This is a genomic window from Streptosporangium sp. NPDC005286 (genome assembly GCF_040607515.1).
In the GTDB taxonomy this organism is placed as follows: Bacteria; Actinomycetota; Actinomycetes; order Streptosporangiales; family Streptosporangiaceae; genus Streptosporangium.
In genome coordinates, this window is the sequence record NZ_JBEXGU010000100.1 from 18,494 (window position 1) to 35,074 (window position 16,581).

At 70.0% G+C, this 16,581-nt stretch carries 19 protein-coding genes; 14 read left to right on the forward strand and 5 right to left on the reverse strand.

The annotated features are described in order from the left end of the window. Positions 1 to 120: 120 nt before the first annotated feature. Positions 121 to 702 carry a copper chaperone PCu(A)C gene (locus ABZU75_RS29685; protein ID WP_355561114.1) on the forward strand — a complete coding sequence of 194 codons (582 nt, stop codon included), beginning with the start codon at positions 121 to 123 and terminating at the stop codon, positions 700 to 702. Positions 703 to 890: 188 nt separating this feature from the next. Here ABZU75_RS29685 and ABZU75_RS29690 read toward each other — a convergent pair whose 3' ends face one another. Together ABZU75_RS29690 and ABZU75_RS29695 are read right to left on the reverse strand one after the other, a co-directional pair. After that, positions 891 to 1,580, reverse strand: coding sequence for a response regulator transcription factor (locus ABZU75_RS29690; protein WP_343968494.1), 690 nt, complete (start codon positions 1,578 to 1,580; stop codon positions 891 to 893). After that, positions 1,577 to 2,761, reverse strand: coding sequence for an ATP-binding protein (locus ABZU75_RS29695; protein ID WP_355561158.1), 1,185 nt, complete (start codon positions 2,759 to 2,761; stop codon positions 1,577 to 1,579). The genes ABZU75_RS29690 and ABZU75_RS29695 overlap by 4 nt, the downstream gene beginning before the upstream one ends. Before the next feature lie 158 nt (positions 2,762 to 2,919). Here ABZU75_RS29695 and phoU point away from each other — a divergent pair, with 158 nt between their 5' ends. Then, entirely contained in the window at positions 2,920 to 3,579 is a 660-nt protein-coding gene (gene phoU, locus ABZU75_RS29700; protein ID WP_355561118.1) for a phosphate signaling complex protein PhoU, read from the forward strand. Positions 3,580 to 3,672: 93 nt separating this feature from the next. On the opposite strand, the gene ABZU75_RS29705 is transcribed toward phoU, so the two are convergent. The 3 genes from ABZU75_RS29705 to mshA are packed head-to-tail and all read right to left on the reverse strand — an operon-like array spanning position 3,673 to position 6,236. Beyond that, entirely contained in the window at positions 3,673 to 4,416 is a 744-nt protein-coding gene (locus ABZU75_RS29705; protein WP_355561120.1) for a phosphoglyceromutase, read from the reverse strand. Between the two features lie 34 nt (positions 4,417 to 4,450). Continuing rightward, on the reverse strand, positions 4,451 to 4,930 hold the full coding sequence (locus tag ABZU75_RS29710) for a YbjN domain-containing protein (protein ID WP_355561123.1): 480 nt from the start codon (positions 4,928 to 4,930) through the stop codon (positions 4,451 to 4,453). Between the two features lie 22 nt (positions 4,931 to 4,952). Further along, positions 4,953 to 6,236, reverse strand: a complete 1,284-nt coding sequence (gene mshA, locus ABZU75_RS29715; RefSeq protein WP_355561126.1) for a D-inositol-3-phosphate glycosyltransferase — start codon at positions 6,234 to 6,236, stop codon at positions 4,953 to 4,955. A 98-nt stretch (positions 6,237 to 6,334) separates the two neighbouring features. Here mshA and ABZU75_RS29720 point away from each other — a divergent pair, with 98 nt between their 5' ends. From ABZU75_RS29720 to ABZU75_RS29775, 12 genes are all read left to right on the forward strand, one after another. Then, positions 6,335 to 7,072 carry an SDR family oxidoreductase gene (locus tag ABZU75_RS29720; RefSeq protein WP_355561129.1) on the forward strand — a complete coding sequence of 246 codons (738 nt, stop codon included), beginning with the start codon at positions 6,335 to 6,337 and terminating at the stop codon, positions 7,070 to 7,072. A gap of 3 nt (positions 7,073 to 7,075) precedes the next feature. Beyond that, a complete protein-coding gene (locus ABZU75_RS29725; protein ID WP_355561132.1) occupies positions 7,076 to 7,867 on the forward strand; it encodes a class I SAM-dependent methyltransferase in 792 nt (263 codons plus the stop codon). A 119-nt stretch (positions 7,868 to 7,986) separates the two neighbouring features. Next, positions 7,987 to 8,355, forward strand: a complete 369-nt coding sequence (locus ABZU75_RS29730; protein WP_350911232.1) for a BlaI/MecI/CopY family transcriptional regulator — start codon at positions 7,987 to 7,989, stop codon at positions 8,353 to 8,355. Next, the gene (locus ABZU75_RS29735; protein ID WP_355561135.1) at positions 8,356 to 9,282 is read left to right on the forward strand and encodes a M56 family metallopeptidase; all 927 of its coding nucleotides are present in this window, start codon (positions 8,356 to 8,358) and stop codon (positions 9,280 to 9,282) included. Positions 9,283 to 9,389: 107 nt separating this feature from the next. Beyond that, positions 9,390 to 9,917, forward strand: coding sequence for a helix-turn-helix transcriptional regulator (locus tag ABZU75_RS29740; RefSeq protein ID WP_350911228.1), 528 nt, complete (start codon positions 9,390 to 9,392; stop codon positions 9,915 to 9,917). 3 nt (positions 9,918 to 9,920) lie between these two features. Next, a complete protein-coding gene (locus ABZU75_RS29745; RefSeq protein ID WP_355561139.1) occupies positions 9,921 to 10,340 on the forward strand; it encodes a hypothetical protein in 420 nt (139 codons plus the stop codon). 190 nt (positions 10,341 to 10,530) lie between these two features. Further along, complete coding sequence (locus ABZU75_RS29750) at positions 10,531 to 10,857, forward strand: DUF2516 family protein (RefSeq protein WP_350911224.1); 327 nt, start codon at positions 10,531 to 10,533, stop codon at positions 10,855 to 10,857. Positions 10,858 to 10,936: 79 nt separating this feature from the next. Continuing rightward, positions 10,937 to 11,491: a GNAT family protein gene (locus ABZU75_RS29755; protein WP_355561143.1), complete on the forward strand. Its 555-nt coding sequence runs from the start codon at positions 10,937 to 10,939 to the stop codon at positions 11,489 to 11,491. A 105-nt stretch (positions 11,492 to 11,596) separates the two neighbouring features. Then, the gene (locus ABZU75_RS29760; protein WP_355561146.1) at positions 11,597 to 12,601 is read left to right on the forward strand and encodes a LacI family DNA-binding transcriptional regulator; all 1,005 of its coding nucleotides are present in this window, start codon (positions 11,597 to 11,599) and stop codon (positions 12,599 to 12,601) included. A 25-nt stretch (positions 12,602 to 12,626) separates the two neighbouring features. After that, positions 12,627 to 13,973: a serine/threonine-protein kinase gene (locus ABZU75_RS29765; protein WP_355561149.1), complete on the forward strand. Its 1,347-nt coding sequence runs from the start codon at positions 12,627 to 12,629 to the stop codon at positions 13,971 to 13,973. Between the two features lie 275 nt (positions 13,974 to 14,248). Then, a complete protein-coding gene (locus ABZU75_RS29770) occupies positions 14,249 to 15,820 on the forward strand; it encodes a cellulase family glycosylhydrolase (protein WP_355561152.1) in 1,572 nt (523 codons plus the stop codon). Between the two features lie 377 nt (positions 15,821 to 16,197). Further along, positions 16,198 to 16,581: cellulose binding domain-containing protein (locus ABZU75_RS29775; protein WP_355561155.1), on the forward strand; the 384-nt coding region annotated here is incomplete at its 3' end.

Genomic DNA, 16,581 nt, shown 5'->3' on the forward strand with positions numbered 1-16,581 from the left:
GCACTTATGACCTGCGTTCCCCACCTCCGAATGATCAGGCAGGGCGAGGCGGAAGCCGGTAAACGTCGCCGATAGGGTTGGCCTTGCCCTACCTCATGCGTGACAAGGAGAACTCGCACCGTGACCCGCAACAGCCGTCACCGGGCGATCGCCGCCGCCGCGTTCCTCGCAGCCGCCCTGACTCTGGCCGGCTGTGGCGCCGGATCCGACGCGATCACCAACAAGCCCTACTCGCCGACCGAGGCCCTGTCGGTCAAGACAAAGGGCATCGACATCTCCCAGGCCTTCTTCCTCGGCCCCGACTCCGGCGGGACGCTACCGGCTGGGACGGCCACGCCGCTCTACCTGTCCCTGGTCAACACCAACGGCCCCGACCAGCTCGTCGGCCTCGGCGTCGACCCGGCCCTCGGCACGGCGAAGGTGAGCGCGCCCGTACCGCTCCCCCAGAACCAGCGGGTGAACGTCGGCAAGCCGACACCCACGATCCTGATCGAGGGGCTGAAGAAGCCCCTCAGGGGCGGCGAGTCCATCCCGGTGCAGCTGCAGTTCGCCAACGCGGGGGTCGTGCAGCTCACGATCCCGGTCATCACCCACAGCCGCGAGTTCACCGCCTACCCGCAGGTTCCCGGCGCCTCCGCGGCTCCCACGCCGACCCCCACCCCCTCCGCCTCCACCGAGGACGGGCAGGGGCACGGCCACTGACCACTCCCGTCGGCCTCACCATGCGGGAGGCCACCGGGCGACCACGGCTCCCGGGAGATCCGAATCCCCGGGAGCCGGTCATCGGACAAGGCCCGGCCCCCGGTGACCGCCTCCGGACACGCCGAGGGGCCGTACGGCGCGGGCACGCCGTACGACCCCTCGGACCGTCCGGAGGCGCGTGCGAAGGCTCAGGCCTCCGCGGGGTCGAACTTGTAGCCCAGGCCCCGGACCGTGAGGATGCAGCGCGGGTTGGACGGGTCGGACTCGACCTTGGCCCGTAGCCGCTTGACGTGCACGTCCAGGGTCTTGGTGTCGCCCACGTAGTCGGCACCCCAGACCCGGTCGATGAGCTGGCCCCGGGTGAGCACCCGCCCGGCGTTGCGCAGCAGCACCTCCAGCAGCTCGAACTCCTTCAGGGGCAGTTGCACCGGCTCGCCCCGCACGGCGACGATGTGGCGGTCCACGTCCATCCGGACCGGACCGGCGGCCAGCACCGCCGACTCCAGCTCCTCCACATCGCCCTGGCGGCGCAGCACCGCGCGGATGCGGGCCACCAGCTCTCTGGAGGAGAAGGGCTTGGTGACGTAGTCGTCGGCGCCGAGCTCCAGCCCGACCACCTTGTCGATCTCGCTGTCCTTGGCGGTGAGCATGATGACGGGCACGTTGGAGCGCTGGCGGAGCGAGCGGCAGACCTCCGTCCCCGGCAGGCCGGGGAGCATCAGATCGAGCAGCACCAGGTCGGCGCCGTTCCGGTCGAAGGTCTCCAGCGCCTCCGGCCCGGTGGTGGCCACGGCCACCTCGAAGCCCTCCTTGCGCAGCATGTATGACAGAGCGTCGGAGAACGACTCTTCGTCCTCGACGACAAGCACGCGAGTCACTGCGCGGCCTCCAGGGGGATCGTGGTGGTAGCTGGTACTGCCACCGCCATGCCGCCGAAGGCGGGCAGGCGGAGGGTGAAGGTGGAGCCTGAGCCTTCCTTGCTCCACACCGTGACCGCCCCGTTGTGGGCGGCGGCCACGTGCTTGACGATGGCCAGGCCGAGGCCCGTGCCACCGGTCGCGCGCGAGCGTGCCGCGTCGACGCGGAAGAACCGCTCGAAAATTCGCTCCTGGGCGCTCTCGGGGATGCCGATGCCCTGGTCGCTCACGCTGATCTCGACGTATTCGGTGTTGGGGCCCGCCCCGCGGGCACTGACCACGACCCGGGTGTGCTCGGGGCTGTAGGCGACCGCGTTGTCGATGAGGTTGCGCAGGGCGGTGACGAGAAGCTCGTCGTCGCCCCATATCCGCAGGCCCTCGACGCCGCCGGAGACGAGGGTGATGTCCTTGGCCGCCGCGGTGGTGTTACAGCGGTCGATGGCCTCGTGCACCGCCTCGTCGATCAGCACCGGGCCCGGAGTGGGGATGGGCTCGGCGCCCTGGATGCGGGAGAGGGTGATCAGGTCCTGGACGAGGTAGGTGAGCCGGGCCGCCTCATGCTGCATACGCCCGGCGAAGCGGGTGACCGCCTCGGGGTCGTCGGCGGCGTCCTGGATGGTCTCGGCCAGCAACGACATCGCGCCCACCGGCGTCTTGAGCTCGTGGCTCACGTTGGCCACGAAGTCGCGGCGGACCGCCTCGACGCGGCGGTGCTCGGTCTGGTCCTCGGCGAGGACCAGCACCTGACCGTAGGAGCCGAGCGGGGCGACCCGCACCGCGAAGTTGGTCGACTCCTGGCCGAACTTGTGGCCGGCCACCTCGATCTCGCTCTCGCGGATCTCGCCGTCCCTGCGTACCTTCCTGGCCAGCGCGAGCAGCTCGGCCGCCATCAGGTGCTCTCCCTTGACCAGGCCGAACGCGCGCGCCGCCGAACTGGCGCGCAGCACCCGGTCCTCCTTGTCGAGCACGACCGCCGAGGACGGCAGCACGGCCAGCACCGAGGCGACCCCGTGCGGGAGCGCGCCGGGCTCGACGCCGTCCACCGGTGTCATCCCGTCACGCCGTCCGTGGCTCTGCTGGCGGACGACCATCACGGCCAGCGCTCCCACGACGAAGCCGGCCAGCGCGGCCAGGCTCGCCATCAGCTCACTCACGTGGTCCTCCCGTAGGCTTCACGTTTTCGATGGTAGGTGGGGGTTTCCATGTTGGGGACGGCCCGGGGGTGGTGACAGCGGCCTTTCCCGCAAAGTTCACTTTGCGGTCGAGGTTCGTTCACCGGTCCCCTCATACGGTGAGTTCCATGCGCGACGCCTATCACGAAGACCTCGACGCCCTCACCGAACGGCTGGTCGAGATGACCCGGCTCGTGAGGTCGGCGATATCGCGGGCCACCACAGCCCTCCTGGACGCGGACCTTCATCTCGCCGAGAGCGTCATCTCCCAGGACGAGGAGGTCGACCGGATCTTCGCGGAGATCGAGGCCACGATCTTCGACCTGATGGCCAGGCAGCAGCCGGTGGCCGTGGATCTCAGAATGATCATCGCGGCGCTGCGGATGGGCACCGACCTGGAGCGGATGGGCGACCTCGCCGAGCACGTGGCCAAGGTCGCCAGGCTGCGCCATCCCGACTCCGCGATCCCGCCGGAGATCCGTGCCACCATCCTGGAGATGGGCCAGATCGCCGAGCGCCTCATCACCAAGACCGGCAGCTGCATCGCCTCGCGCGACGTGGAGTCCGCCCTGGAGCTGGAGGCCGACGACGACGCGATGGACAGGCTGCACCGCAGGCTGTTCAAGGTCCTGATGGCCCCCGACTGGAAGTACGGCGTCGAGCCGGCCATCGACGTGACGCTGATCGGCCGCTACTACGAGCGCTATGCCGACCACGCGGTCCGTGTCGCGCACGACGTGGTCTATCTGGTGACGGGTTCCCGGCCGCAGGACACCGGCGCCCTCTGACTCCCCCCGTCGATCTCCTCAGCCCCTCGGAACGTCAGGAGGGCCCGCCGGATCCGGCGGGCCCTCCTGGTGTTCCTGCGGATGAGGCCGGGACTACTTGCCCTGGTTGGCCACCGCCTCGATGGCGGCCTCGGCGGCGGCGGGGTCGAGGTACCGGCCGCCCCTGGTGACGGGGTGGAAGTCCGCGTCCAGCTCGTACTGGAGCGGGATGCCGGTGGGGATGTTGAGCCCGGCGATCTCGTCGTCGCCGATCCCGTCCAGGTGCTTGACCAGCGCCCGAAGCGAGTTGCCGTGCGCGACGACCAGCACGCTCCTACCGGCCGCGAGGTCGGGCACGATCTGGTCGTACCAGTAGGGCAGCATGCGCTCGACGACGTCCTTGAGGCACTCGGTCCTGGGCAGAAGCTCGCTCGGCAGCAGCGCGTAGCGGGGGTCGCCGGACTGGGAGAACTCGTCGTCGTCGGCGATCGCGGGCGGCGGGACGTCGTAGGAGCGACGCCAGAGCATGAACTGCTCGTCTCCGAACTCGGCCCGCGTCTGCGCCTTGTCCTTGCCCTGCAGGGCGCCGTAGTGGCGCTCGTTGAGCCGCCAGGACCGGGAGACCGGCAGCCAGAGCAGGTCGGCGGCGCCCAGTGCGAGGTTGGCCGTCTGGGTCGCCCTGGTCAGCAGCGAGGTGTGCACCACGTCGGGTCGCACCCCGGCGTCGAGCAGCAGCCTTCCTCCGCGCCGTGCCTCCTCCTCGCCCTTGGCCGAGAGTCCCGCGTCCACCCATCCGGTGAACAGACCCTTGGCGTTCCATTCACTCTCACCGTGCCGGAGCAGCACCAAAGTCGACATACCGACAAGCTTAGTGGGCATCCCCCGGTGCCCCTCAGCGCTCGGGATCGGCGAAGCGGGCGAATGCCTGGAGGTTGGCGAGCGACTCACCGCGCTTGGCACGCCACTCCCACTCGCGCCGGATCGAGGTGGCGAAACCCAGCTCCAGGGCGCGGTCGAACCCCTCGTCGGAGTAGGTGAGCACGCACCCGAGAAGGCGGTCGATCTCCTCTTCGGTGATCGCCCCCAACGGGGCCCGGCCCACGAGGTAGACGTCACCGATCGAGTCGAGGGCGAAGTGCACCCCGTACATGGAGCCGTTCTTGGTGAGCAGCCAGCGGTAGAACTCGGCGTGGTTCTCGTCCGGCCGGCGGCAGAAGAACGCCTCCACGTGCAGGGCCTGGTCGCCGACGATCAGCCAGGTCATGGTGGCGAGCTTGTGCTGGCCGGGGAGCCTCACCAGGAAGGCCCCCGGCCTGGGCTGCTCGTAGGAGACGTCCGCGCTCTTCAGCGCCGCCTCGATCACTTCGCGCATGGGCCCAGCCTACGAGCGGGTCTCATGAATTGACCGCGATGGGGACCCGGTGCAGGTTCGCCATCGCCCCGGCGTAGACATCCGCCAGCCTGGCCGCGGTGGCCGACCAGCCGAAGGCCGCCGCGTGGGCCACCGCGGCCGCGGACAGCGCCTCCCGCCAGGCGGGGGCGTACACGAACCGGCCGAGCACCCGCGCCCAGTCATGGGGGTCGTGCCCCTCGACGAGCACCCCGGAGACGCCGTCGCGCACCGCGGTGCGCAGCCCGCCCACGGACGCGGCGGCGACAGGGGTGCCGCATGCCTGGGACTCCAGGGCCACCAGGCCGAACGACTCGTTGTGCGAGGGGACGACCGTCACATCGGCCGCGCGGTACCAGTCGGCCAGCTCGTGCTGGGGCGCCGGTGGAACGATCCTGACCACGTCGGAGATCCCCAGCGAGACGGCCACGTCGGTGAGGTACGAGGGCCTGGCCAGGCCGTTGCCGCTGGGGCCGCCGACGCAGACGACGACCAGTCTCGACCTGAGCGAGGGATCTTCGAGGAGCATCCTGGCCGCGGCGCGCAGCAGCACGTCCGGGGCCTTCAGCGGCTGCACGCGGCCCACGAAGAGCAGCACGTGGGCATCCTGCGGCAGCCCTAGCCTGTGCCGGGCCGCGCCTTTGGAGGCGGGCTGGAAGACCCTGAGGCTCACGCCGGGGTTGACCACCTCGACCCTGGCGGGGGCCGCCCCGTACAGCTCGACGAGATCACTGGCCTCGGCGGGGGTGTTGGCCACCAGGCGGTCGGCGACGTCCACGACCTGCTGTTCGCCCAGTACCCGGGCCGTCGGCTCGGGCTTGTCGTCCTCGGCCAGCAGGAGGTTCTTCACCTTGGCCATGGTGTGCATGGTGTGCACCAGCGGCAGGCCCCAGCGCTCCTTGGCCAGCCAGCCCACCTGGCCGGAGAGCCAGTAGTGGGAGTGGATGACGTCGTAGCGGCCCGGCTCGTACATGGCCTCGGCGCGCAGCACGCCCGACAGGAAGGCGCAGAGCTGGCCTGGCAGGTCGCCCTTGTCGAGCTCCTCGTACGGTCCGGCGGTGACGTGGCGGACCGAGACGCCCGGGACGATCTCCGCGACCGGTGGCAGGTCCCGGGATGTCTGCCGGGTGAAGATCTCCACCTCCACCCCGAGTTCGGCCAGGCGTTTGGCCACCTCGACGATATAGACGTTCATACCGCCCGCGTCCCCGGTTCCCGGCTGGTCCAGGGGGGACGTGTGCATGCTGATCGTCGCGACTCGGTTGACCCGCCGTCGCCTCACCGACACCACCTCCGAGTGGGCTCAACCACCTGAGAATCCGCAACATTCCCGACACATCACCGCAGAAGGGTCCGTGCGGGGTGGTCCTGGCAGGATGGAGGGTCATGAAGAGGACAGCTGTGGTGACAGGGGCCAGCAGTGGGATCGGCGAGGCGACAGCCCGCCGGCTGGCCGCGGAGGGCTTCGACGTGGTGGCCGCGGCACGGCGCCGGGAGCGGCTGGAGGCGCTGGCCGCCGAGGTGCCCGGCATCCGCGCGGTCACCCTGGACGTGACGTCGCAGGAGTCGGTGGACGAGCTGGCCTCCTCGCTCGACCGCTGTGACGTGCTGATCAACAACGCCGGTGGCGCGATCGGCCTGGAGCCCGTGGCGAGCGGGGACGTCGCGGACTGGCAGCGGATGTACGACGTCAACGTGCTCGGCACGCTCCGCGTCACCCAGGCGCTGCTACCCCGGCTGATCGAGTCCGGCGACGGCGTGCTGGTGATGCTGACCTCGGTGGCCGGGCTCGTCTCGTACGAGGGCGGCGGCGGCTACAACGCGGCCAAGCACGCGCAGACCTCGATGACCGAGGTGCTCAGGCTGGAGCTGGTCGGCCGGCCGGTCAGGGTCGTCGAGATCGCCCCCGGGCTGGTCCATACCGAGGAGTTCTCGCTGAACCGCTTCCGCGGCGACTCCGCCGCCGCCGACGAGGTCTACCGGGGCGTGCCCGGCCCGCTCACCGCCGACGACGTGGCCGACGCCATCGCCTGGTGCGTGACCCGGCCGGCCCACGTGAACATCGACCGCCTCGTCATGCGCCCCCGGGCCCAGGCCGCCCAGCACAAGCTCCACCGCGTCTGAACCATGTCCAAGCCGATAGGGGAGATCACCAGGGGGACCACCGGTCACAACCGCCTGCGGCGGGCCGACCGGTGGGTCGTCGCCGCGCACGGCCGCCTGCTGCGCGCCGCCGACCGCCCGCTGGTGGTCGACCTCGGCTACGGGGCCTCGCACACCACGACCCTGGAGATGTTCCTGCGGCTGCGCCGGATCTGCCCCTCGGTCGAGGTCGTCGGCGTCGAGATCGACCCGGCCAGGGTCGCGGCGGCCAGACCCCACGAGCGCCCGGGGCTGTCCTTCGCGCTTGGCGGCTTCGAGTTGCCGGTGGACCGGCCGCCCCTGCTGGTCAGGGCGTTCAACGTGCTGCGGCAGTACGGCGAGGCGCAGGCGTGGGAGTACTGGGCGATGCTCCGCGAGCGGCTCGCGCCGGACGGGGTGATCGTCGAGGGCACCTGCTCGGAGGTGGGCCACCGCGCGGTCTGGGTCGGGCTCGACCGCTCGGGTCCCCGGACACTGACCCTCTCGGCCCGCTTCGACTCCTTCGAGCGCCCCTCGGATCTGGCCGACCGGCTGCCCAAGACGCTCATCCACCGCAACGTCCCCGGTGAGCCCGTCCACGCCTTCCTGCGTGACTTCGACCACGCCTGGGCGGTCAACGCGCCCTTCGGCTCCTACGGTTCCCGCCAGCGCTGGATCGCCTCCGCGAAGACGCTCGCCGCGACCTGGCCGCTGGCCGAGCGCCCCCCGCTCGGCGGCCGGTCGCGCTGGCGGCTCGGTGAGATCACCCTCCCCTGGGCCGCGGTCGCCCCGAGATGACCGGCTAGACTCTGCCGCGCCCTGAGCGGAGCGCGCGAGACGAGCGGGTACGCCGCGAAACGCATCACTCGACAACCCGTAGTACTACCCCTCGTGGTGCGGGGGTTAGTCTTGACGGTGTGAAGGGTCTCGGCGAGCTTGAACGCAGCATCATGGACATCATCTGGGCACAATCATCCCCCGTGACGGCACGGGAGGTCGGACGCCTGATATCCGACCGCGACCTGGCGCCGACCACCGTGATGACCGTGCTCGACCGGCTCACCCGCAAAGGCTTCCTGGTCCGCACCCGCGACGGGCGCGCGTGGCGGTACGCGTCCGCGGAGAGCCGCGACGCCTACGTCGCGGAGCTTATGCTGGAGGCGCTGGATCTGACCGGTGACCGGTCGGCGGCCCTCACCCGGTTCGCCCAGGCCGTCACCGGCACCGAAGCCGACATCCTGCGCAGGGCCCTGACCGGCCTTGAGGAGGAGCTGGAGGACGAGTAAATGACCGCGGCAGCCCTGGCGACGCTCGCCCTGGCCTGCACGGTCGGCGCCTGGCGGTTCACCAGGGCACGGTGGACCTACCGCGCTCCGCACGTGGCCATCGTGCTGTGGCAGGCGCTGGGGGTCACCTGGGGGCTGGCCGGGACGGGCGCTCTGCTCGGCTACGCGCTGGAGCCCTATGGCCAGGGTGTGCTGCACGGCCTGGCCGGCTTCGCCGCCTCCGCGTTCGGTGGCGGCCGGGGATTACCCCAGCCATACGACCTTTCGAGGATCGTCGCGCTCATAGCCGGGCTGACGGCGCTCGCCGTGCTGATCATGGTGCTCCTCGCCGCGGGCGTGCAGACGTTCCGCGCCCGGCACCGCCACCGCACCCTGCTCGCCCTGATCGCCAGGGAGGACCCGGTGGTCCCCGGTGTACGGGTGCTCGACCACCCGGGCGCCACCGCCTACTGCGTGCCCGGCCTCCGCTCCCAGGTGGTGGTCAGCGCGGGTGCGCTGAAACTGCTCTCCGCCGACGAGCTGACCGCGGTGCTCGCCCACGAGACCGCCCATGTGCGCGAGCGACACGACCTGGTGCTGCTGCCCTTCGCCGCGCTGCGCAGGGCCCTGCCCTGGTCGCGCGTGGTCAAGGACGCGCAGAGCGAGGTCAGTCTGCTGGTGGAGATGGCCGCCGACGACGTCGCCCGCCGCTACTGCTCCCCACGCCGCCTGGCGACCGCCCTGCTGCGCTTCGGCACGGCGGGCGCCGTCCCCGCGCCGCACGGCGCGCTGGGCGCCGCGACCTCGTCGTCCGCCGCCGTGATGGCCAGAGTCGAGCGCCTGGTGACACCGGGCCCGATCCTGCCGATCGGGGTCCGCTACGCCATCGTCGCCTTCTCCGTCACCCTGACGGCCTCGGCCCCGCTGCTCTGGCTGATCCCGCACTGACCTCACCTCGGCGTACCGGCCGATCCTGATACAACTTCACCCCAAAACGCTTGCAAGTGTTAGCCATGGCGTTTGCAATTGCAAGCATGGTGAGGCAGACTCAAGGTATGGCACTACCCAAGGTCGGCTCGATCGGTGAGTACATCCGCGAGCAGCGCACGCACGCGAAAATCTCCCTGCGTCAGCTCGCCGCGGCGGCGGGGGTCTCCAACCCCTACCTGAGCCAGATCGAGCGCGGGCTGCGCAAGCCCAGCGCCGAGATACTGAACCAGATCGCCAAGGGCCTGCACATCTCGTCGCAGGCGCTCTATGTCCAGGCCGGTCTCATCGAGGAGCGCGAGCCGGACAGCGACGTGCTGACCGCGATCAGAGCCGACCACCTCATCACCGAGCGCCAGCGCCAGGTGCTGATCGACATCTATGAGTCGTTTCGCAAGGAGAACCGGGCCGAGGCTCCGGACGAGGATGCGCAGACCTCCCAGAAAGCGCATCCCGCACCGGAGCCCCGGCAGGGTGACGCGGGCTCCTCGCCTGACGACGAGGTACCGCTGCCCGGGGAATATCTCACCGCGTTGAAACCCTACGCGGCGCCCCCGAGCAACGGCCACATCACAAAGGAAACCAAGGAAGGTTAACCCATGCCCATCACCACCGAAGTCAAGAAGCTCGCCGAGTCCAAGCCGTTCTACGCCGTCGCCGGGGCCGGCGACTTCGCCGTCGAGAAGCTCATGAAGCTTCCGGAGCGGATTCATAGGCTGCAGGGCCGCCGCGAGGAGATCCGCGAGGCCGCGAAGGACCTCCCGGAGAAGGCCAGGGAGCTCGCCGGCAAGGCCGAGGGCTATGCCAAGGACTTCCCCGTGAAGGCGCGCGACTACGCCGACCACTTCGCGGGCAGGGCCACCGAGCTCTACGAGGAGTTCGCCAACCGCGGCCGCAAGGTCGTCTCCAAGACGAGCAGCGAGGCCGCTCTGGAACTGGAGGAGCTCTCCGAGGCCGCCCGGCCCACGACCCAGAAGAAGGGCACCCGCACCTCGAAGTCCGGCACCTCCAAGGCCTGAGCCCGTCGAGGGCTCGTCAAGCTCCAGGACCCGTTCCGGCGCCGCCGGGGCGGGTCCTGCGGCGTTCGGGGGCCGTTCCCCGGCCGAGCGTGTTCGACCGGAGCGGGCACGTGGAGGCCGATGACGCCGCGAAGGGGACTTTCGGCATTAGGCTGAGGGAAACCGGTGAGGCGAGCGTTCTGGAGAGACGATGATCCAAATCCACGGTGCCCTGGACCTGGTCTTCTGGATCCTGGCCGTCGGGGTGTTCGCGCTGTCGGGCTGGGCACTCGTCCACGCGGTGAGGACCCCCGCACGGGCGTTCGCGGTCACCGGCAAGCAGAGCAAGAACCTGTGGCTGGTCATCCTGGGGCTGGCGGCCCTGTTCGGCTTCGCCGCCGCGGTGGGTTATCTCAGCACGCTGAGCATCTTCACGATCGCGTCCGTCATCGCCTCGGGCATCTACCTCGCCGACGTGCGCCCCGCCGTGCGGGAGATCGGCAAGGGCGGCAACCAGGGGCCGTACGGCCCCTGGTGAGGCGCTCTCCCCTCGGCTGAGAACCGGCGCCTCCGGCGATCCGGTTGCCCTGCGAGGTTTCGGCCGGTAGACACACCGAATGATGTTCGCGCACAAACCCACGCTCTCCGGAGAGCACGTGACGCTCCGGCCGGTCGGCCCCGAGCATGTGGACGGTCTCTGGGAGCTGGTCAACGACCCCGAGACCGTCCGGCTGACCGGCTCGCACGGCAAACCGGAGTTCGAGTCGATCAAGAGCTGGTACGGCTCGCGGGGTGTCCACGGCGACCGGCTGGATCTGGCGATCTGCACCGCCGAGGACGACGCCTACGTGGGCGAGATCGTGCTCAACCAGCTCGACGCCGGCAACCTCTCCTGCAACCTGCGCATCGCGCTGATCGGCCCGCGCGCCTACGGCAGGGGGTACGGCACCGAGGCGATCCGGCTGACCCTCGACCATGCCTTCACCTCCACACCGCTGCACCGGGTGAGCCTGGAGGTCTACGCGTTCAACGAGCGGGCCGCTCACGTCTACCGCAAGATCGGCTTCACTCAGGAGGGTGTATGCCGTGACGCACTGCGCATGAACGGTGAATGGTACGACTCCGTAATCATGGCGATACTTGCCTCTGACTGGGTTGTCAGGGAAATTTGACATACACATGGTGATTTTTCGGAAACATCTTTTGACACTTCCGAAACAATGCTAGGTTCACTGGGAGCGCTCCCACCTGTGCGGAATCTTGGTGTGGAGGAAGTTATGACGGATCTACCCACACTTGCCCAGGTCGCAGCAGAGGCAGGGGTCTCCCCCGCCACAGCGTCCCGGGTACTCACCGGTTCAGTCAGAGTCAGCACATCGACTCGTAGGCAGGTGCATGACGCAATCTCGCGTCTCGGTTACGTAAGGCATCGCGCTCCCCGTGGCGGCTCCGGCCGCCGATCCGACCAAGTCGTGGCCGTGGTGGTCTGCGAGCCCGCGCACCGGCTGTTCACCGAGCCGTTCTACGCGAGAATGATCACCGCTGCCGAGGAGGTTCTCACCGGGCACGGCGTTCCCCTGGCCGTGATGACCGCCACGGCGGCCACCTCCACCATCGCCACACCCCCGCTCGTCGCCGGAGGCATCGACGGCGTGCTGTTGATCGGCGCGCGCGACAGGCACCCGCTCGTGGTGACCCTGGCCGCCTCGGGCATCCCGGTACGCAGCGCGGGCCGTCCCCCGGACGGCATCGACCTCCCCCATGTCGACATGGACAATCGCGACGGCGGCAGGCAGGCGGCGGAGCACCTGCTGCTCGGCGGCCGGCGGTCCATCGGCGTCATCGCGGGGCCGCCCGCCCTGCCGGCCGCCCGTGACCGGCTCGACGGGTTCCTGCAGACTCTTACCCTGGCCGGGATGACCGGCGTGCCGGTCGCGTACGGCGACTTCAGCCACGCGTCGGGGGTGCACGGCATGCAGTGGCTGTTACGCCGGATGCCGCACCTCGACGCGGTCTTCGCGGCCTCCGACGTGATGGCCGCGGCCGCGTTGCAGACCCTGCGCCGGGCCGGCCGCCGGGTGCCTGAGGACGTGGCGGTCATCGGCTTCGACGACGCCCCCGCCGCCCGGCGGACCTCCCCCACGCTCACCACGGTCCGTCAGCCGGTGGAGGAGTTCGCGGCGCTGGCCACCAGGCTGCTGCTGCTCTCGATGGGCTCGGCAGGCGCATCCCGCGACAACCCCGTACTCCCCACTGAGCTGGTGGTCCGTGAGTCCGCCTGACCCTGTCGGACTCCGTGCGGGAGACGTGCTCACCCGCAGGTACCTGCTGCTGGAACGGATCGCCTGGGGCGGCATGAGCGTCATCTGGCGCGCCTTCGACCAGTCGTTGCAGCGGATGGTCGCGGTCAAGCTGCTGGACGGCGAACTCGGCGTCGACCACGGGGAGCGCGAGCTCATCCGCAGGGAGGCGCGCGCCACCGCGCGCCTCATCCACCCCGACGCGATCGAGGTCTACGACTACGGGGAGACCGTGACCTCGCACGGTCGCCTGGCCGCCTACGTGGTGATGCGCCTGCTGGAGGGGCGACCACTCGCCGACCGGATCATCGAGGGCCCGCTGCCGTGGGCGGAGGCGGCGCTGATCGCCGCCAGGCTGGCCACCGTGCTGGCCGCCGCCCACGAGCGGGGGATCGTCCACCGGGACGTCACCGCCGACAACGTGCTGCTCACCTCTACCGGCGCCAAGTTGCTCGACTTCGGCATCGCGGCGTTCATCGGGGAGGACGGCGACGACCGGGCCTCCGACTACGGCACACCTCCCTACGTGGCGCCCGAGCGGCTGACCGGCACCGTCGCGGACCCGGCGAGCGACGTCTACGCGCTGGGCGTGCTGCTGTTCGAGATGCTCACCGGCAACCCCCCGTATCCGGAACGCACCTGGGAGGAGATCGAGAACGTCCGGCGGGAGGGCCCCCCGCCGATGGCGGACGTGCCGGGGATGCCCGCACAGATCAGCGCCCTCTGCCAGACATGCCTGTCACCTCGGCCCGAGGTCCGGCCGAAGGCACAGGAGGTGGCCGACGGCCTGGCAGAAGCCCTGATGCCGCCCCGTTCGACCGGCAGGGGCACCCTGACGCGCTGGAGCATGGTCACGGCGACGGCGACGACACTGCTGGTGGGAGGCCTGGTGTGGAGCCAGCTCACCGGCTACCCCGACGGCCAGGTGGCCGGCCCGCAGGGGCGCGGAACGCTCCCGGCCGCCGCCCTCGACCCCGCCACCGCGTTCCCCGAACCGGGCGCGACGCCGAGCCCCAGCCCCTCCCCTTCTGCTCCCGCCGTCCGCAAGGGGGGCGGGCGGGAGGTGGAGCAGACGCCCTGGACAGAGGCTGTCCGCTCCTCCATCCCGAACCTCAACCAGAGCCTGCGGAGTTTCAACGCCGTGCTGGCGAAGGGGGAGGACGAGGGCAGGATCCGCCCGGACGTGGCCCTGGACCTGCGGCAGGTGCTGGCCAACAGCGTCCGGGACTCCGGCGACCTCACCTCGATCTGGGGAAAGATCGCCGACCGGAACCGGGAGGGCTCCCTGCCCGACGATTTCCGCCGCGCGCTGGAGGCACAGCTCCTGCTCGTGTCGGTGGCCCTGACCGGTTGAGCCCGTCGCGCCGGCCTGCCGCGGTGGTATCCCGCCACCGGTGAGCAGACCGGCGGGTGGCGCGACGGGTGAAACTTTCACCTGGTGATCGGCGGGACGGGAAGCGTACAGAGCGAGCTAGGAGGGGTCGCGGGCGCCCGTGAGGGGGCGGGAACGGTCCCGCACACGGTTGACGGGAACAGGGTGAGCGCCGAACCATGGCGAGCGCGACCGGCCGCACCTTCGATCGCGGGGGCCTCTCCCCGCGTACAGATCCCGTCCCCGAAGGGCTCTTGATGAAAGTCCTGCGTGTTCGCAGGTGGCCGGCGGCGCTCGCGGCGCTCGTGGTCACCTCGGCGCTGGCGGTCGCGCTCGGCTCCTCTCCCGCGGGTGCCGCGGGCGGAACCGGTACCGGCTACCTGCGCACCTCCGGTAACAAGATCGTCGACAGCACGGGCGCGACGGTCCGGCTGACCGGCATCAACTGGTTCGGCATGGAGACCGACAACAAGACCTTCCACGGGCTGTGGTCGAGCAACCCGTGGAAGGGCCAGATCGACAAGATGGCCTCACTCGGCTACAACACCCTGCGCGTGCCGTTCTCCAACGACGCGCTCAAGCCGGGCGCGGTCGCCAGCGGCATCAACGACTACGTCAATCCCGATCTGGTCGGCAACACCCCGCTGCAGATCCTCGACAAGGTCATCGCCTACGCGGGAAGCAAGGGGATGCGGATCATCCTCGACCGGCACCGGCCGACCGCCGCCGGGCAGTCGGCCCTGTGGTACGTCGCCTCGACGCCGGAGAGCACCTGGATCAACGACTGGAAGGCCCTTGCCCAGCGGTACGCGGGCAACACCACGGTCATCGGCGCCGACCTGCACAACGAACCGCACGCCGAGGGCACCAACCCGGCGGCCACCGGGGCGTGCTGGGGGTGCGGCGACACCGCGCGCGACTGGCGACTGGCCGCCGAGCGCGCGGGCAACGCCGTGCTGTCGGTCAACCCCAACTGGCTGATCTTCGTCGAGGGGGTGAGCTGCCCGAGCGGTGGCCTGTCCAACGTCTGGGACAACGACCCGAGCAACGACGAGGACTGCGGCTGGTGGGGCGGCAACCTCTCCAAGGCCGGAGAGTTCCCCGTGCGGCTGAACGTGGCGAACCGGCTGGTCTACTCGCCCCACGAATACGCCACCTCGGTTTACCACCAGGCCTGGTTCGACGCGCCGAACTATCCGGCGAACATGCCCGCGATCTGGGACAGGTACTGGGGCTATCTCTACAAGCAGAACATCGCCCCGATCATGATGGGCGAGTTCGGCACCACGCTCCAGGCGGCCGTGGACAAGGTCTGGCTCCAGGAACTGATGAAGTACACCGGCACCGGGGTGAACGGCATGTCCTTCACCTACTGGTCGTGGAATCCCAACTCGGGTGACACCGGTGGCATCGCCAAGGACGACTGGATCTCCATCAATCAGGACAAGCAGGACATCCTCCAGCCGTACCTGATCCCACCGGTCGGCGGCGGTGGCGGAGGCACCTCCACGCCCACGCCCACACCGACGGCCACCACCTGCCAGACCACCTACGCGATCACGAACTCCTGGTCCGGCGGCTTCCAGGCGGAGCTGACCGTGAAGAACACCGGGACGTCGACCTGGAACAACTGGTCGGCGAGCTGGAGCATGCCGTCCGGGGTGACGCTCGGCAGCGGCTGGAACGCCACGGTCACCCAGAGCGGGACCACCTTCACCGCGAAGGCCCCGAGCTACGCGGCCAACCTCGGGGCGGGCCAGTCCGTCGTCGTCGGGTTCACCGCCACCGGGCCCGCAACCCCAGGCCCGTCCAACATCACCTGCTCCTGATCGACATCTCCCCGACGGGTGCCCGCCCGCCGGCATCGTCGAGGGCGTGCCGCCGAGCGGCACGCCCTCGCGTGGCATCTCTCCGGATCCTGAAACGGATCCCGGCACGAGCTCCGGTGTTCGGCGGCCCCCGGGGCCGGACTCGGCCTCGCAAGCAAGCGCTCGACCCCCAAGATCGGGAAGCCTGAAACTTTCACAGCCTGCGAAAAAAGTGGCGCGGATCGTAGCAGCCTGGCGGCATGGGCCGTGAAACATCGACGTAACCGAGGACACATGCCATTGACATCCCCGGGACTGTCCCCAGAATCCCTTATGGGAGCGCTCCCACCCCCTCTCTCCCTTGCTTGATCCTGCGCGAGGCCACTACCAGCAGATTCGTGCTGATCTCACCCCCGGAGGCCCACTTCATGCATCGATATCCCATCAAAGCGGGAGCGCTCCCACGCTTCCGGAGACGAGTCGCCGCGCTGGCGCTGCTCAGCCTGGCGGCCGGGACGACCACCGCGCTGGCAGCCTCGCCCGCGCTCGCCGCCGTCGCCTGTGACGTGACCTACACGACCAACGACTGGCAGGGCGGCTTCACCGCCAACGTGACCGTCAAGAACCTCGGTGACCCGCTGACCGGCTGGACCCTCGGGTTCAGCTTCCCGACGACCACCCAGAAGGTCACCCAGGGCTGGAGCGCCACCTGGGCGCAGAGCGGCCAGGCCGTCACCGCCAAGAACCTGGACTGGAACGGCAACCTGGCCACCGGCGCCTCG

Excerpts from the sequence above, each read along its gene's own strand:
- ABZU75_RS29695 (WP_355561158.1), bottom strand. The coding sequence starts at position 2,761 with ATGGCGAGCCTGGCCGCGCTGGCCGGCTTCGTCGTGGGAGCGCTGGCC.
- phoU (WP_355561118.1), top strand. The coding sequence starts at position 2,920 with ATGCGCGACGCCTATCACGAAGACCTCGACGCCCTCACCGAACGGCTG.
- ABZU75_RS29705 (WP_355561120.1), bottom strand. The coding sequence starts at position 4,416 with ATGTCGACTTTGGTGCTGCTCCGGCACGGTGAGAGTGAATGGAACGCC.
- ABZU75_RS29710 (WP_355561123.1), bottom strand. The coding sequence starts at position 4,930 with ATGCGCGAAGTGATCGAGGCGGCGCTGAAGAGCGCGGACGTCTCCTAC.
- ABZU75_RS29720 (WP_355561129.1), top strand. The coding sequence starts at position 6,335 with ATGAAGAGGACAGCTGTGGTGACAGGGGCCAGCAGTGGGATCGGCGAG.
- ABZU75_RS29725 (WP_355561132.1), top strand. The coding sequence starts at position 7,076 with ATGTCCAAGCCGATAGGGGAGATCACCAGGGGGACCACCGGTCACAAC.
- ABZU75_RS29735 (WP_355561135.1), top strand. The coding sequence starts at position 8,356 with ATGACCGCGGCAGCCCTGGCGACGCTCGCCCTGGCCTGCACGGTCGGC.
- ABZU75_RS29740 (WP_350911228.1), top strand. The coding sequence starts at position 9,390 with ATGGCACTACCCAAGGTCGGCTCGATCGGTGAGTACATCCGCGAGCAG.
- ABZU75_RS29745 (WP_355561139.1), top strand. The coding sequence starts at position 9,921 with ATGCCCATCACCACCGAAGTCAAGAAGCTCGCCGAGTCCAAGCCGTTC.
- ABZU75_RS29750 (WP_350911224.1), top strand. The coding sequence starts at position 10,531 with ATGATCCAAATCCACGGTGCCCTGGACCTGGTCTTCTGGATCCTGGCC.
- ABZU75_RS29755 (WP_355561143.1), top strand. The coding sequence starts at position 10,937 with ATGATGTTCGCGCACAAACCCACGCTCTCCGGAGAGCACGTGACGCTC.
- ABZU75_RS29760 (WP_355561146.1), top strand. The coding sequence starts at position 11,597 with ATGACGGATCTACCCACACTTGCCCAGGTCGCAGCAGAGGCAGGGGTC.
- ABZU75_RS29770 (WP_355561152.1), top strand. The coding sequence starts at position 14,249 with ATGAAAGTCCTGCGTGTTCGCAGGTGGCCGGCGGCGCTCGCGGCGCTC.